This is a genomic window from Collinsella sp. TM09-10AT, assembly GCF_003436275.1.
GTDB lineage: Bacteria > Actinomycetota > Coriobacteriia > Coriobacteriales > Coriobacteriaceae > Collinsella.
In genome coordinates this window covers 1-16,213 of sequence record NZ_QSOP01000032.1, presented here as the reverse complement: position 1 = coordinate 16,213, position 16,213 = coordinate 1, and the positions used below count along the sequence as shown (strand labels likewise).

General features: G+C 60.6%; 12 protein-coding genes and 1 pseudogene. 4 read left to right on the top strand and 9 right to left on the bottom strand.

The annotated features are described in order from the left end of the window. A pseudogene (locus DXD77_RS09855) lies at positions 1-98 on the bottom strand (carbamate kinase); the annotation flags it as partial. 435 nt (positions 99-533) lie between these two features. Here DXD77_RS09855 and DXD77_RS10440 point away from each other — a divergent pair. Beyond that, positions 534-683, top strand: coding sequence for a hypothetical protein (locus DXD77_RS10440; protein ID WP_158549138.1), 150 nt, complete (start codon positions 534-536; stop codon positions 681-683). Positions 684-820: 137 nt separating this feature from the next. Then, positions 821-2,152 (top strand): ATP-binding protein, encoded by a 1,332-nt coding sequence (locus tag DXD77_RS09850; protein WP_158549137.1) that lies wholly within the window; start codon positions 821-823, stop codon positions 2,150-2,152. A gap of 435 nt (positions 2,153-2,587) precedes the next feature. Here DXD77_RS09850 and nifJ read toward each other — a convergent pair whose 3' ends face one another. From nifJ to DXD77_RS09820, 6 genes are all read right to left on the bottom strand, one after another. Beyond that, positions 2,588-6,127 carry a pyruvate:ferredoxin (flavodoxin) oxidoreductase gene (nifJ, locus tag DXD77_RS09845; RefSeq protein WP_117648551.1) on the bottom strand — a complete coding sequence of 1,180 codons (3,540 nt, stop codon included), beginning with the start codon at positions 6,125-6,127 and terminating at the stop codon, positions 2,588-2,590. Between the two features lie 402 nt (positions 6,128-6,529). Continuing rightward, positions 6,530-7,468 carry an FHA domain-containing protein gene (locus tag DXD77_RS09840; RefSeq protein ID WP_117648550.1) on the bottom strand — a complete coding sequence of 313 codons (939 nt, stop codon included), beginning with the start codon at positions 7,466-7,468 and terminating at the stop codon, positions 6,530-6,532. A 3-nt stretch (positions 7,469-7,471) separates the two neighbouring features. Further along, positions 7,472-9,316, bottom strand: coding sequence for a hypothetical protein (locus tag DXD77_RS09835; RefSeq protein WP_117648549.1), 1,845 nt, complete (start codon positions 9,314-9,316; stop codon positions 7,472-7,474). Further along, on the bottom strand, positions 9,313-10,218 hold the full coding sequence (locus DXD77_RS09830; protein WP_117648548.1) for a hypothetical protein: 906 nt from the start codon (positions 10,216-10,218) through the stop codon (positions 9,313-9,315). Before DXD77_RS09830 ends, DXD77_RS09835 begins: the two co-directional genes overlap by 4 nt. Before the next feature lie 244 nt (positions 10,219-10,462). Continuing rightward, positions 10,463-11,059 carry a recombination mediator RecR gene (recR, locus tag DXD77_RS09825; RefSeq protein ID WP_089573257.1) on the bottom strand — a complete coding sequence of 199 codons (597 nt, stop codon included), beginning with the start codon at positions 11,057-11,059 and terminating at the stop codon, positions 10,463-10,465. A 13-nt stretch (positions 11,060-11,072) separates the two neighbouring features. Then, positions 11,073-11,393: a YbaB/EbfC family nucleoid-associated protein gene (locus tag DXD77_RS09820; protein WP_006235174.1), complete on the bottom strand. Its 321-nt coding sequence runs from the start codon at positions 11,391-11,393 to the stop codon at positions 11,073-11,075. Between the two features lie 403 nt (positions 11,394-11,796). On the opposite strand from DXD77_RS09820, the gene DXD77_RS09815 reads away from it, so the two are divergent. Next, positions 11,797-12,216, top strand: a complete 420-nt coding sequence (locus DXD77_RS09815) for a hypothetical protein (protein WP_147352053.1) — start codon at positions 11,797-11,799, stop codon at positions 12,214-12,216. Between the two features lie 21 nt (positions 12,217-12,237). Here the strand turns inward: DXD77_RS09815 and dnaX are convergent, their stop codons facing one another. Continuing rightward, entirely contained in the window at positions 12,238-14,721 is a 2,484-nt protein-coding gene (gene dnaX / locus DXD77_RS09810) for a DNA polymerase III subunit gamma/tau (RefSeq protein ID WP_158549136.1), read from the bottom strand. Between the two features lie 115 nt (positions 14,722-14,836). Here dnaX and DXD77_RS09805 point away from each other — a divergent pair, with 115 nt between their 5' ends. Then, positions 14,837-15,556 (top strand): hypothetical protein, encoded by a 720-nt coding sequence (locus tag DXD77_RS09805; protein WP_117564930.1) that lies wholly within the window; start codon positions 14,837-14,839, stop codon positions 15,554-15,556. 105 nt (positions 15,557-15,661) lie between these two features. Here DXD77_RS09805 and DXD77_RS09800 read toward each other — a convergent pair whose 3' ends face one another. Continuing rightward, entirely contained in the window at positions 15,662-16,144 is a 483-nt protein-coding gene (locus tag DXD77_RS09800) for a DUF5028 domain-containing protein (RefSeq protein WP_158549135.1), read from the bottom strand. Positions 16,145-16,213: the final 69 nt, after the last annotated feature.

Here is a 16,213-nt window from a genome sequence, read left to right as displayed (position 1 = left end):
TTGCTCACGGCCTCGATCTGCTCGACGGGGTTGTTGCCGAGGGCGTTGCCGCCGAGGGCGACGACAATACGATCGGGCTTGCCAAGAGGCTTAGACATTGCTGGAATCCTTTCTGTAAAAGGCCTACAACCCATTAATAACCCGCGTCCGTGCGATACGCGAGTTTATTAAGGTTTATATTCTCTTTATCGCTCATTTTATTCATTTTGAAAATACCTAAGCGGCGAACGGTCGATTTTACCCGCTCAGCGTAAAGAAGCCCAGTTCAGGCATATCTACGCCATTTACGTGCAACTTTATTTAAATAGAGCAGGGATTAGACCAGATTATGCGAACTATATCTTTGCTAAACACAAAACGGACAGCGCAATATCTTACTCGCACTATACGCGATTCTATACATTAATTTGACGAGTATGCACCCCTGCAAAAACATGGGGCTTTTCATCCAACATAAGGGATAGCCGATCGCGCTTCACCCCGCGGCAAGCGACTGCGAGTTCGCAGTATGGAACTTTACCGTCGGCTTCTGCATGAACGCTACCGACGCCCTTTCGCTCCTGCGCGCCCAAGCAGCCGAGAACGCTAACGGCGCCACTGTCAACCTGGCCACCCTCAACAACGGCGCCGCCAGCCTTTTCGCAAAGTACCGTGCTGGCTCGCTGGCTTTGAGGCCTAAGTGAGCTTTGCTATTTGTCAATTTTTGTATGATTTGGGTCAAATCTATTTGTCAATTTTTGTATGATTAGGGGCAAATCTATTTGCCAATTTTTGTCAATGAGGTGTTTTAATGCTACGCCGCAAAGTCACTGATAGGCTTTTGAGCTGGAAGAATAACTCCCATAAGGCCCTGCTTGTTACCGGTGCGCGTCAGATTGGCAAGAGCTATGCGATTCGCGCGTTTGGAAAGAGCAACTACGCTTCGTATTATGAGGTCAATCTGCTACTTGATGCCGAGGCAAGAGACGTACTTGTTGGCGCTAAGAACTCCATTGACTTCATCAACCGTGTGGCCCTTCTTGCGGATGCACCGCTTGTTGAGGGAGATACACTTATCTTTGTCGATGAGATTCAGGAGTATCCGCAGATCGTTACACTTATGAAGGCGCTGGTCGAGGACGGACGCTTTAGCTATGTCTTCTCGGGGTCTATGCTTGGGACTGAGTTTAAGGGGATCTCTTCTTTCCCGGTGGGGTATGTCGAGCACATTGTTATGCGGCCAATGGATTTTGAAGAGTTTTGTTGGGCAAACAGCATCAGCGAGAATGTGCTTGCAGACATCCGCAGCTGCCTTGTCGAGAGGCGTCCCGTCGAAAATTTTATTCATGAGGCGATGCTCAAAAACTTTAGAGCTTATATCGTTTGCGGCGGCATGCCGGAGGTCGTTCAGAACTATATCGATTCGGGCTATTCGCTCGTGAGAACGCGTGAGCTTCAAATTCAGCTAGTCGATCAGTACAAAAGCGATATCTCTAAATATGCATCGACTCGAGCGTTTAACGTTCGCTCCATTTTCGAGCAAATTCCCGTTCAGCTTGAGGCGGAGTCCCATCGCTTTATCGTCTCGTCTCTAGGCGAGGGAGCTCGTCTTCAAAAATACGAGCAGGATTTCCTATGGCTGGTGAACGCAGGCGTTGGATTGATGGTCCCCCAGGTGACGGAGGCACGAAGTCCTCTCAAGAGGACGGAGAAAACGACGGCCTTTAAACTATACGAGTCCGATACAGGTATGCTCGCATCGCGGTATCCCGGCAGCACGGCACGCGCCGTCTACCTTGACATGAAAACCCCCAACCTCGGCGGCCTCTATGAGAACGTGGTCGCACAGGAACTCGTTGCCCTCGGAGCAGATACGTGGTACTACCAAACGCGTGAGGTCGGTGAAGTCGACTTTGTAATCGAAGGTGCCCGCGGGCATGTTGTCCCAATCGAAGTCAAATCGGGCAAGAAAGTTCGAGCACATGCAGCCCTCGACCGTTTGATGAGTGTGGGCGAGTACAAAATTCCCGAGGCCGTTGTGCTGAGCCACGAAAACCTTTGCAAAGAGGGCAAGATCCTTTACGTTCCAATCTATATGACATTCTGTCTCGATGAGTTTATGGAAAAGGACGACCCCAACAACGATTTCTCGTTTGCACCCATATCTCTCTAGGTCATCTGAGTCCGCAAGCCAGCCCCCACGCCCAAAGTACTGCGCCTTTCGCGCCAAAGGCGCGAAACAGCAAGGGGATAGAAGGCAGCGACAACCAACTCCCCCACTATGCCCAAAGTGCTGCGATGTTTCGCGCAAAGCGCGAAACAGCACTGGGGCAGCAGAAGGCCACAATCAGCTAGCCCTCCATGCCCAAAGTGGCGCGTGGTTTCGCGGCCACGCCGCGAAACAGCGACCGGGACAAGGCACCCCCACAGCCACGTCCTTCATTCAGCCCCACAATCCGAGGACGTAGTCGTAGCAGGATCTGAGGGCTAACCTTCGCGGACACTCCGCAGGACGAAAGAACCCCCGCCGCACGTAGTGCGCAGCGGGGGTTCTTTCATGTCCGAGGACGTCCGCGAAGGTTAGCCCTCAGATCCTGCGGTGGGAGACCTAGGCCTCGTTGTACACCGTCTTGAGCTTCAACAGGTGAGCGTAGCGGTCCATAGCGGCCTGCTCGTTCTCCTTGAAGAGCTCCTCGGCGCGCTCGGGGAAGGAACGCGTCAGCGAAGCGTAACGGGCCTCATTCATCAGGAACTCCTGATAACCGCCCGCGGGCTCCTTGGAATCGAGTGAGAACTTCTTGCCGGCAGCAGCCTCGGGGTTGAAGCGGAAGAGGTTCCAGTAACCGCACTCGACAGCCTTCTTCATCTCGGCCTGGCAGTTCTGCATGCCGCCCTTCTTGATGGAGTGCATCTCGCAGGGGCTGTAGCCGATGATGAGGGACGGGCCGTCGTAGGCCTCGGCCTCGTGGATAGCCTTGAGGGTCTGAGCCGGGTTGGCGCCCATGGCGACCTGCGCCACGTAGACGTAGCCGTAGCTCATGGCAATCTCGGCCAGAGACTTCTTCTTGGTCACCTTACCGGCAGCGGCGAACTGAGCGACCTGGCCCAGGTTCGAGGCCTTGGAGGCCTGACCGCCGGTGTTGGAGTAAACCTCGGTGTCGAAGACGAAGACGTTGACATTGTGGCCGGAAGCCAGGACGTGGTCCAGGCCACCGAAGCCGATGTCGTAGGCCCAACCGTCGCCACCGAAGATCCAGAAGGACTTCTTGGTGAGGTAAGCCTTGTCGGCGAGGATCGCCTTGGAAGCGTCGCAGCCGCACTTCTCGAGCTCGGCAACGTAGGCAGCGGCAGCGGTCTTGGAAGCCTCGACATCGTTGACGGAGTCGATCCAAGCCTGGCCAGCGGCCTTGAGCTCGTCGGACGGACCGTCAGCGGCGATAATCTCCTGGGTGGCGGCGATCAGCTTGCGCTGAACGGCCTCGTAGCCAACGGCCATGCCCAGACCGTGCTCGGCATTGTCCTCGAACAGGGAGTTGTTCCACGCCGGGCTGTGACCGTCCTTGTCCTTGCAGTAAGGAGCGGCGGCAGCGGGGTTGCCCCAAATGGAGGAGCAGCCAGTGGCGTTGGAGATGAACATGCGGTCGCCGGCGACCTGGGTCACCAGACGTGCATAGGCGGTCTCGGCGCAGCCGGCGCAGGAGCCAGAGAACTCCAGGTAGGGCTGCTTGAACTGGCTGCCCTTGACGTTGGCCGCGATGAGCTCCTTCTTCTCGGAGACGTTCTCGACCATGTAGTCCCAAACGGGCTGCTGGTCCATCTCCTGCTCGGTGGGAACCATCTCGAGGGCGCCCTTGGGACAGACCTTGACGCAGTTGGTGCAGCCCATGCAGTCGAGCGGGGACACGGCCATGGTGAACTTCATACCCTTGGCCTTGGGGCCCATAGCGTCGAGCGTGCGGGTAGCCTCGGGCGCGGCGGCAGCCTCGTCCTCGGTCATCGCGAACGGACGGATGGTGGCATGCGGGCACACATAGGCGCACTGGTTGCACTGGATGCACTTGGTCTCGTCCCAGTGGGGAACGACCACGGCGACGCCGCGCTTCTCGTATGCGGAGGCGCCCAGCTCAAACTGGCCGTCGGCGCAATCGACAAAGGCGGAAACGGGCAGGCTGTCGCCATCCATGCGATCGATGGGCTCGAGCAGGTTCTTGACCTGCTGGGCGATGGCGGACTTGGTCTCCTCGGAGAGCTCGACGGGAGCGGCATCCTCGGCGGTTGCCCAGTCGGCCGGAACCTCGAACTTACGGAAGGCGGTAGCGCCGGCATCGATGGCCTTGTGGTTGGCGTCGACGATGGCCTGGCCCTTCTTCATGTAGGACTTGGTAGCCGCGTCCTTCATGTACTGCAGAGCGTCCTCGGCGGGCAGGACCTTGGCCAGCGCGAAGAAGGCGGACTGGAGCACCGTGTTGGTGCGCTTGCCCATGCCGACCTTGGCGGCCAGGTCGATAGCGTCGATCAGGTAGACGTTGACGTTGTTGTTGGCGATGTAGCGCTTGGCCACGGCGGGCATGTGCTCGGCGAACTCCTCGTCGCTCCACTGGCAGTTGACCAGGAAGGTGCCGCCCGGCTTGACGTCGCGGACCATCTTGAAGCCCTTGACGATGTAGCTGGGGTTGTGGCAAGCGACAAAGTCGGCCTTGGTCACGTAGTACGGCGAGCGGATCGGGGAATCACCAAAGCGCAGGTGCGAGACGGTGACGCCGCCGGTCTTCTTGGAGTCGTACTGGAAGTAGGCCTGAACGTACTTGTCGGTGTGGTCGCCGATGATCTTGATCGAGTTCTTGTTGGCGCCGACGGTACCGTCGCCACCCAGACCCCAGAACTTGCACTCGATGGTGCCGGGAGCTGCGGTGTTGGGTGCATCCTCGGCCTCGGGCAGGCTCAGGTTGGTCACGTCATCGACGATGCCGATGGTGAACTCGCGCTTGGGCTCGTCCTTCTTAAGCTCCTCGAAGACAGCGAACGCGGACGCGGGAGGCGTATCCTTGCCGCCCAGGCCGTAACGGCCGCCGACGACCTTGATGCCCGTCTTGCCGGCCTCGTAGAGAGCGGAGACGACGTCCTGGTAGAGCGGCTCGCCGATGGAACCCGGCTCCTTGGTGCGGTCCATGACGGCGATCTTTTTGACGGTCTCGGGGAGAACGTCGACGAAGTGCTTGATGGAGAACGGGCGGAACAGGCGAACCTTGACCAGACCGACCTTCTCGCCGTGAGCGTTGAGGTAGTCGATGACTTCCTCGAGCACGTCGCAGAAGGAGCCCATGCACACGACGACACGATCGGCATCGGGAGCGCCGTAGTAGTTGAACAGGCCGTAATCGGTGCCGAGCTTCTCGTTGATCTTCTTCATGTAGCCCTCGACGACGGCAGGGAGCTCGTCGTAGACCTTGTTGCAGGCCTCACGGTTCTGGAAGAAGATATCGCCGTTCTCGTGGCTGCCGCAGGTGTGCGGGTGCTCAGGGTTGAGCGCGTGGTCGCGGAAAGCCTGGACGGCGTCCATGTCGCACATCTCGGCCAGATCCTTGTAGTCCCACATGGCGACCTTCTGGATCTCGTGGCTGGTGCGGAAGCCGTCGAAGAAGTTAAGGAACGGGGTCTTACCCTCGATGGCGGCAAGGTGAGCCACCGGCGAGAGGTCCATGACCTCCTGGACGTTGCCCTCGGCGAGCATGGCGAAACCGGTCTGGCGGCAGGCCATGACGTCGGAGTGATCGCCAAAGATGTTCAGGGCGTGGGAAGCGACGCAACGCGCGGAGACGTGGAAGACGCCCGGGAGCTGCTCGCCCGCGATCTTGTACATGTTCGGGATCATCAGGAGCAGACCCTGAGAAGCCGTGTAGGTGGTGGTCAGAGCACCGGCGCCCAGCGAACCGTGAACGGTACCGGCTGCACCTGCCTCGGACTCCATCTCGACGACCTTGACCGGGGTGCCGAAGATATTCTTGCGACCCTGGGCCGCCCACTGGTCGACATGGTCGGCCATCGGGCTGGACGGCGTAATGGGATAGATTCCCGCTACCTCGGTGTACGCATACGAAACATATGCGGCCGCCTCGTTGCCGTCCATAGACTTAAACTTACGCGCCATATACCCCTCTCCTCTCATATAGGTATACAGGCCCCGGCGATCGCCGGGATGTTGGCGTGATGGGATTTTCGCTGTTGCTTCCAATCATCTGGCAGGCAGGCTCAGCAGCAGGTACATGGCGTGGAGAGAAGGCATGCCGAGGCGAGGAGGGCTGCACGCGCTCCACAAGCCCAGCTACCCGTCTTGCACATGACCGAGCGCCGCAAAGGCCGCATGCCGGATGCTCCCGGGCACGCCCCGGCGATGGGAAGCGCCCGCAACGGAAATCCGCATGCGGGTTTATTGTACCCCGCCGTCAAGCCATATTTCGGCAAATATAGGCGGGCGGTAAAGGTTTACCTCGGGTGACTGCCGGGAGCAAAATGATCCCTTGGGGACGGAGGGGCCATTTGGCGGGACTGGCTAGAGGGCACCGAAGAGGATGGCGTAGGTAGTGGATTCGCCGAGCTTGAGCTCGTCGCCGGGATTGAGTTGGGCGGAACGGCCGGGCTCGACCTGAATGCAGACGCGCGTGGCCCCGTTTACCACCACGGTTCCGTTGGTGGACGACAAGTCCTCGACGTGCCAGATATTTTGAGCATCGCACCAGATATGGGCATGGCGGGCCGAGACATCGTCGCCGACGTCGGTAATATCGCCCTCGCCAGTGGCCAGCGCGCCAATCTCAACACCCTGCTCACTCGGCTGAATCCAGCGCGGGGCACTCACGACAAAACTGTTTTGTATGCGCAGCAAGCCCAAAGGGTGCGCCGGGGCGGGTTCGCGTTCGCCCGCGGTCATCGACATGCCAAGCGAACGCGGCGTGGATGTGCCTCCGCCACAGGTCGCGTGCGCGTAGTCGATGGCATAGTTCACCGAGGACCGCACATCCGCCGAACAACCGACGGCGACAAACAGCACCAGCACGGCCTCGGCGCGCTCGGCGGGCATGAGTTCCGCCGCCTGGGACAGGCGATCGAGCGCGTTGCGATAGAGATTCGTGTCCTGGTGACACTCTTCGAGCGCGCGTACCATCGGTTCACCTGCAGGGCCGCACACCATATTGATCACAGCCGTGGAGTCCATGGGATTGCGCTGGCGCAGGGCCAGTTGCGACATAATACGCGCAGCCGAGGTACCGTATTCGGCAAAGTAGCGCTGCTGAAGCGTGCCGACCGGCGCGCGAACGATAAAGCGGGAAACCCAAGAGCGATCGGCGGCCCGGCTCTGCGGGCTGCGGCCGTCGGCGAGCGGACGGGACGAAAGCACCAAGCCGCACAGCTCGATATGGCTCAGATGCGCCGCGCGCTTAAAGATGTCAAACATGGCCCCGCATGGGGTGAGCTCAACTTGAGATGCCATGACCTAGGCCTCCTTGGTCGTAGAAATAGAATCGGACGATACTTCGACAGGTCCGCCAAAAGTACGGGCAGCTGCGGCTCCACCGGCAAGCGGAGTCGCCATCTGGACTTTTGTGCGTCGCGGTGCCGAAACGGGAAGTTCAAAGGCAAAGCCCATCGCAAGCAAAAACCACGTAAGCGTATAGGTTGCAACCAGAGCGGCAACAAGGCCGCCCATCACGGCGCGTTGGGAAAATACGCTACATGCAGCCACAACCAGCACCGGAACCTCGCAGGCAGAAAGCGCAAGCACACCCTGCAGGAAGCCCGAGCGCCGATCGCGCGCAAGTGCCCCCGCGGCAACGCCGGCTATGCCTGGCAGCGCCAACGCCAGTGCGGCAATAATACCCGGTAGCGACCCAGACCACACGAGCGATCCCAAAGTCGCCGTCACGCGAGCGCCCGACACCAGCAGCGCGGCCGAAACCACGACCACAGCCCAAACCACGCCACAGACGACCGTCGCGCCGACCATCAGCGCGCGACGAACCGCGCGGCCAGACGCATCCATGGGGCACGGCGTGAGCGGCTCGCCGCGAAGCGAACGACCGACATTTTGCGCATAGTGGTCACAAAACGCCGAGAGCGCCGCCTCGACCGCCGCCGGCTCGGGACGATCTTTTTGATGGCTGGACAGACAGGCCATCACCACGTCGAACAGCTGGGCATCGACAAACGCCAGCGCATCGCGTAGCTCTTCGGAATCCGGCTCAAGCCCTAGCTGCTGGGCCTGCTCGGCCGCGGCGAGCGCCACATCGGGCTCACGACGAAGCAGCTGAGTCAAATCACAACCGGGCGCATGGGCACCAATGGGATAGTCGGGCCGCGTGTCCATCTTGAGACGGTAGGGGCTCGCGATGTCGCGCGTCTTTTTGCGCGAACCCGAGGCACCCGAAGTACTCGGCGCGGCTTCGTATGGCGCGACGCCGGCAATGAGCTCGTAAACCGTGCTTGCCGCGGCGTATACGTCAATCGCCGGCGACATACGCAAAGCGCGCAGGTCGGGAATATCGTCGGTGAGCATCTCGGGCGGGGCATAGGCAACCGTCGCGCGACGCAGCGTGGCATAGCGCTCCGTAAACGACGCCTTGCCGCCGGTACCGGCCACGGCCGACGCAGGCTCGAGCGCCAGCGACGAGCCAAAGTCGATCAGGCACAGGTCAAAGGTGCCCTCGGCAAGCTGCCGGTCAAGCGGTAGACGCGCCGTACGCACCATAATATTAGCGGGCGAGATATCGCGATGGACAAAGCCCTCGCCCACCAGGCTCATACGGCAGAGCAGATCGAACAGGTCGCGACCCAGACGCGCCGCCACAAGCGGCGACAGGCGTCCGGCATCGTCCACGGCGAGTCGCGAACGCAAGCGGGCAAGTGTCTCGCCCTCGACCCATTCCATGACAATTGCAGGCACACCGTCGACCTCGCCCCAGCCATAGAGGCGGGGAAAGCCCTTAAGGCCCGAAAGGGCACGATGACATTCGTATTCCTCGCGAAACGCCGCCTTGAACTTGGCGACCAGCGCCTCGTGAGCGGCATCGTCGTCGAACTCATCGCGCGCCGGCAAGATGAGCTGCTTGAGCGCCACAGCCTCGCCTTGGGCGTTGACGGCATGCGTCACGCGGCCGATACCGCCACGGCGCATGGTGGCATCGTCGGCAAACAGCATCGTAAAACGACGCAGATAGGCAGGCAGTTCGTCCTGACCGAGCGCAATGGCCGGCTCAAACCCGTCGACACGCGCCAGGCGCAGGCCGACCATGGGATCGCGACCGAGCGATTGTGGTGTGGTAGATGCAAGATCGGTCATCATAGGGCAAGCGCCGCCACGTTATTGTTGAAGTTACCGAGCGCGACGTCATCATCGCCGTAATGGCCGACCCATTGACATAGGTTGGTGTAACAGCCCCACAGATTGGCATACTGCTGATACCACTTTGACCGGGGCGAGAATGTCTGACGACCGAACTCGGCTCGAATGACAAACATCTCCCCGACCAGGCTGTCGCACGGCCTGGGATCTCCCGTAGAGTTATAGGTCGAGACCACGTCATTGGCACGAGAAACATAGCCGTCGAGCATGTTGTACTTGGTCACAAGCCAGCTGTGAATGCTCTCTTCCTCAGCAGCGGAAAGGCCACCGGAGTTTGCATCGTTGTCAGTGTTTCCGCCCGTCGAGCCGCCGTTTCCAGGCCCTCCGGCAGAGGAACCCGACCCAGAGCCGCCGCCCGAACTCGATGAATCCGAGCCGGAGCCAGAAGTATCCGAGCTACCGGGCTTTCCGGACTGCTGGGCGTCCTGCTCCTTCTGCTGCTCGACCTTACTCACCGTTGCCGCCACGCTATTGTTGGACAACCGATCGATGATCTTGGTGTTGGTGAGCACGATGGTTTTGCCATTGGCAAGCGTGACTTCGTTGTCCGGAGCCTCGGCGCCGTCCGCATCATCGGTGCCAAACACAATATGCGCGACCACACTTGCCCAAGCATATCCAGTCGTGGTGCCCAGGTCACTTTTGACCTCATGCCCCACGCGCGGTTCGCGTGCGGCATGTGCCTGCATCATGGGCGGCACGGTCATGCCATAGGCAGAAACACCAGCTATGACCAGCACCAGCGAGCAAGACAGCAGTGCGTACGCCCGCGGCGCCAAGCCCAGTCGGCGTCGCATGCGCACCGCGGCGCCGCGCTTTGTCTGAGTGCCACCGGGCCGCATGCGTTCTCCTCCAACAAAAACACGCCGCTCGGGAGCGGCGCATTCATTCGAATCCATATTTGAGTGTATCAGCGAACCCAAAAGGTTGCGCAACGAATGGGCAAATTAAGGATGCGAGTGAAAGAATCCATGCGATAAGCGGATACAAAGCATCTTTGTTGTACAACAAACTTACAGTCGCACGGGGAATTATGACTACCCCGTGCGTCGCGATGAAGACATACGGCAGGAGCAGGCTCGCCACCTAAATCGTGCGACGGGCCTCGATGGCGCGCCCAAGCGTAAGCTCGTCGGCATACTCCAGGTCGCCGCCCACGGGAAGGCCGCTCGCCAGACGCGATACCTCAACGCCCAGCGGCTTGATAGTGCGGGCCAGGTAGCTCGCCGTGGTCTCGCCCTCGATATTGGGGTTGGTGGCGATGATGACCTCGTGGATGTCCTCGTGGCCCAAGCGTGCCAGCAGCTCACGAATGTGCAACTGCTCGGGACCAATCTTGTCCATGGGACTGATCACGCCGCCCAATACGTGGTAGAGACCGTGGTAGCTGCCCGTGCGCTCAATCGCCTGGACATCGCGCGGCTCGCCCACCACGCAAATGCGAGTGGTATCGCGCATCGAATCCTGGCAGATGGAGCACTCGTCGGCCGTGGCGTAGTTAAAGCAGCGGCTGCAAAAGTGAACCTCCTGCTTAACCTCCAGGATAGCCTCGGCCAGGCGGCGCGCCTCCTCGGCATCGGCCTCGAGCAGGTAATAGGCGATGCGCTGGGCCGACTTGGGACCAATGCCCGGCAGACGACCCAGCTCATCGAGCAATTTTTGCAGACTATGGTTGGCACTCATATATATGCGTGTCTTAGAACGGCATGCCCGGGATGTTGAGGCCGCCGGTGATGGCGCCCATCTGCTTGTTGGCAAGCTCGTTGACACCGCGGACGGCCTCGTTGACGGCAGCCATGATCATGTCCTGCAGCATATCGACGTCCTCGGGATCGAGGGCATCGGGGTCGATGGTGAGGTTGACGAGCTCCATCTCGCCGTTAACGGTCACCTTGACCATGCCGCCGCCGGCGGAGGCGTCGACGGTCTGGGACTTAAGGTTTTCCTGCGCGGCGGCAAGCTGCTCCTGCATCTTGCGAGCCTGCTTCATCATCTGCTGCATGTTCATACCGGCCATGATGGCTCCTTTACGTGCGGCCGCACGCCGAGCTGCAAGGGCAGCCGGAGCGCGGCGGGACTTTCAAACTCAAAAATCGTACCACGGCGCGAGGCCAGCGAGCGGGGCGGACACGCTACCTCAGTCGATATACATGTCCTTGAGCGTGACGCACGCCCAAGATTATGCAAGGTCGAATTATGCAAGGTTGCATAATTATCTCAAGCTACATCTAGCAGAGCTGGAACCAGGCAGTTTATGCGTAGGGCTACAAGGCTACATGGCAAAATGCCGAGCCGCTGCTCGAGGCGGCACGCATGGCGGCTGGGTATAATTTGATTGTCATAGATGACGATTTGGAGGTGCCCTCGTGAATGTCCCAGCCGTACTCCAAAACATCCGCTCAAAACACCCCGTTGCATATGTGGTTCTCTATCTCTTTGTCGTCTGGGTATTACTGGTTATCATCACCCATGCCATAGCTTTTGGAGCAGAACTGCTGATAGCCAGCTCGGACCAGCCCGTCGTCAAATGGGAGACGACCGATGAATGCACCGACGGAACCCGAACCATTTACTACAACAGCCCGTCCCTCTACCAAGAGTTCAAGGTCAAGATAAAGGACTCCAAGATTGTCGATGCCGAACTGGGCTCTTTATTTACAATCGGAGCAACCGTCAACGCCGAGCAAGTCGAGTACACGGACAGCCATGCGACGTATCGTATCGACCTCAGCATCCTAGGCCGACCGTCACGCGCCTGTCTGCTCGAATGCGATATACGCGGCACCACGTTGCACATGTCCGAAATACAGATGCGCCCGGGCAAGGGGTTCTCTTCTTGAGCAGTATACCCGCCTGCGCAGCTACTCCACCGGCTTGAAGATGGTGGACTGGCCGAAGACGCTGCGGATGAGGGCTTTGGCCTCGTCCTCGGTCTGCGGGATGCTTGGGGCTGCGCCTTGATGGCCGAAGGGGCTGCCCGCGCCGGGGTTGGACTCCCAGGGAGCCGCAGGAGCGTCCTCCTCTTTGGGGGCAGTTGCAGCGGGCTTGGGCGCGGACGCCGCACCCGGCACGTCGAACGGGGGCAGATCGTCCCCGCCGGCATCGGCAGCAAAACCGCCGACCATGACATCGTCGTAGGGAACCTGCTCGGATTCCCACGGCGCAGACGGCGCGGCGGGCTGAGCCTTGGGAGCGGACGCGCGCTCGGGCGCTCGGGGTGCGGGCTCGGTCGGGAGCTTGCCCGTGGCAGGAGCACCGGCGGGATTGTCGGAGCGTAGCCAGGGGGCCTTAGCTAGGTCGGATGACTTGGGCGCAGGCGCGGCAGCGGGCTTGGGCGCGGGAGCCGGAGCAGCCGGTTTGGGCGCCGCGGGCTTAGGCGCCGACAGGGTCGGTGCCGCTACCGGCGCCGCTTTTGGCTGCGTCGCGCTGGCGCTCGAGGATACAGGGGCCGCCGAGGACACGGGTTGCGGGTCCGCAGATACCGCAGCCCGTGCAGATGGAGAATGCTCCTCATGTTGAGGAGCCGGCGTGCCACCCCCATCCAGGACATAGTCGACGGTACGACGACCGAAGACCGCGCAAACCGTCGGCAGGACCACCGACTGCGTATCGGCGCGACCGAGCATCTTAATGGCAAAAGTCGAACCCGCGGGGAACGAGACCGTGAGCTTGGAGCCGTCGTCGGCCGTGGCGCGGGCGTTGAGCAAAAGCCCTGCGTAGGAAGCCTGACGCGCCTTGACACGCTCGACAACCTCGGCCCATTTGCGCTGCAGCTCTCCGGCATCCTCGACCGCGGGCGTCTCGGCAGTACCGGCGGCAGCAACCTGGGCGGCATTGTTGGACTGGGGCTTAGGTACCGGAGCGGTGGCAGGCGCGGGGGCCGCAACGGGCTGAGGCGTCGGAGTCGGCGCAGACTGAGGTGCAGGCGCTGCAGGCTTGGAAGCTGACACGGACGCAGAACGGGACGCAGGCTGGGCAGCCGGAACAGCAGCACCACGGTCCCAAGGCATACCGCCCTGGCGCGCGGACGTACCAGCGGGGGCAGCGGATGCCGCCGGAGCGGCAGCACGGGCGCCCGAAATGAGCGTCGGCTGCTGGGCAGCAGCGGGTACGGATGCTGCAGGCGCGGCGGCCTGAGCAGCAGCCACGCTCGCCGGCACGGCGCCGTTGGCAACCATGGCCTCCAAGCGAGCCACGCGCTCGGCCAATGCCTCAATCGTTAAATCGGCCTCGGGACGTGCCAGGCGCGTGCAGGCGATCTCGAGCACCAGGCGCACGTCGCTCGCGCCCCTCATCTCCAGTGCGGCATCGTCGAGCACCGTCAGCACACGGGCCAGGCGGTCGGCAGGATGCTCGCCAAAGGCAGCGGCCTCGGCAGCAAGCGCCTCGGCCTGCTCGGAGCCGCCCTCAAACAGCTCGGCACGGGCACCGGCAACGCAGGCAACGTACACGTCACGCACATGCGCCACCAGGTCGCGCGTCAGCTCCAGCAGGTCGTTTCCTTCCTCGACCTGCGCACGGATCAGTCCATAGAGCTCGGCAACATTGCGATCGGCAATGGCGCGGGCAAACTCGCCCAGAATCTGGTCCGAAACCTCGCCTAAAAGCGAGCGGGCGTCGTCCGCATGCACAGAACCGTTGCCAAAGACGCTCAGCTGTTCCAGCGTGGACAACGCGTCGCGCATGCCGCCCTTGGCATGGCGCGCCACGATAGCCAGCGCCTCATCGTCGTAATCGAAGCCCTCCTGCTCGCACACGTATGCCAGGCGACGCTCAATATCCTCGTTGCCGATGCGATGGAAATCGAAACGCTGGCAGCGCGAGAGGATGGTCTCCAGAATCTTTTGCGGGTCGGTGGTGCACAGCACAAAGATCACGTGTGCCGGCGGCTCCTCGAGCGTCTTGAGCAGCGCGTTGAACGCCGCCGTCGTGAGCATGTGGACCTCGTCGATGATATAGATCTTGTACTTGCCGCGCACCGGAGCAAAGTTGACGGAGTTGATGATTTCCTCGCGCACATTGTCCACGCCCGTGCGGGAGGCGGCATCGAGCTCGTAGACATCGGGGTGGTTACCCTCGGCAATGAGCTCGCACTCCTCGCAAGTACCGTCGGGCATGCAGCCGCTTGCACCCTCGGCGCGCGCCGCCTCGGCATTGCGGCACAGCAGCGCCTTGGCCAGAATGCGCGCCATGGTGGTCTTGCCCGTGCCGCGCGGTCCGCAGAACAGGTAGGCGTGGGACAGACGCCCCTCGGTGATGGCGTGCTCGAGCGTCGAGACGATATGCTGCTGGCCCACCACGGAGTCAAAGGTGAGCGGGCGATACTTTCGGTACAACGATTCCATGGGTGCTCCCCCGGGTATACTGAGTCTTGTTGCCGCGGCGGCCATGCGGTCGCACGGCATACTGCACTCATAATAACCCGTACGGCGAGCCCGCCGCGATAGGAGTCCAAAGAGTATGGCAGACGCAGAGAGCAACCTCATTCCCTCCGAAGCAGCCGACCAGGTCGAGGTCGCGCTCGAGGCGCAGGCAGCAGCCGATGACGGCATCCTGTACCTCAACGAGTATCAGTACGAAAACGATCTGGTCACCGACTTCGCCCGCCTGGTCGCCTCGCCCAGACGCCGCGGCTCCCTGTATGTCGCCGCCGCCATTGCCGCCCTGCTGGGTATTGGCATGCTGGTAGCCGGTGGCAACTGGATCAAGTTTGGCGTCGTCCTCATCGTGTTCGGCGCCTTTTTGGCCTGGTGGAGCAAAAACCTGCACCACACGCTCGCCCGCGACTTTATCGATGCCGTCGAGGCCGACGAGTCCATGGGCGGCCGTTATCGCCGCGTCGCCGCCAACGAAGACGGCCTAATGGTCTGGGGCAAGAGCGGCAAGTCGCAGTTCTTCCCGTTTGACAAGCTCGACCACGTACTCGACGGCGAGCGCATCTTTGTTGCCATGTTCGCCGACCAGGGCGTGACGATCCCCAAGGACACCTTTGTTCGCGGCGATGCCGAGCAGTTTGGCGCCTTCCTTAAGGCGCGCATCAACAAAAAACTCCGCATCGAGACCAAACGCAAGAAGATGAAGGCAGAAAAGGCCGCTGCCGAAGCAAAACAGGCCGACAAGCCCCAGGACAACAAGGGCAAGCAGCGCAAGCAGAAGAAGAACAAGAAGAAGAAGCGGTAATCCGGCCGACACCGAAGGTGCCTCGTCCCGCGCCCGATTCCGAGTCGGAGCGCCTGAAATCGGGCGCGGGTACCGCCGATGGACCCATTTTGCCTAACTCTCGAGCTACTTCACTTCAAACCTTAAGAGCCTTCTCTCCGGCAGATCGGTCATCTTCATCGTATAAGTCCCGGGAAAAGCCTTCTCAAAACGGACGGTCTCGTAATCTTCAAAGTAATCGTTGGTGTTTTGCATCATAAATGGGACAAGCAACTCGTTTTCCGCTCCAACCTGCACGGCAAACGCTGCAAATCCGTCTAAAGCCGGCATTGCCTGCGCTATCAGATCGGTATTGACCATAAAGTCATAGTTTGGCGCAGACTCCGGCACCAAATGCCAAACATACGTTTTGATTCCGCCTTCGACATTGTCCTTATTCCTGACACGCATCTTTACGGCGATAACACACGTGATGTCGGCGTCCTTCAATTTCGTTTTCGTATCCACGATGCCATATTTTGAATAATCATCATGCGCACGCTTGAGATACTCGCGCGGCGTGAGCAGCTCTGCCCCGTCTATGCAAAACGAATACCCGTCAGTCGCCACATCCTTCGACCCCAGAAGGTACCGTCAAGATTCTTTCGCAAATTGATCGAGGCGGCCTCGGCCCCGCCT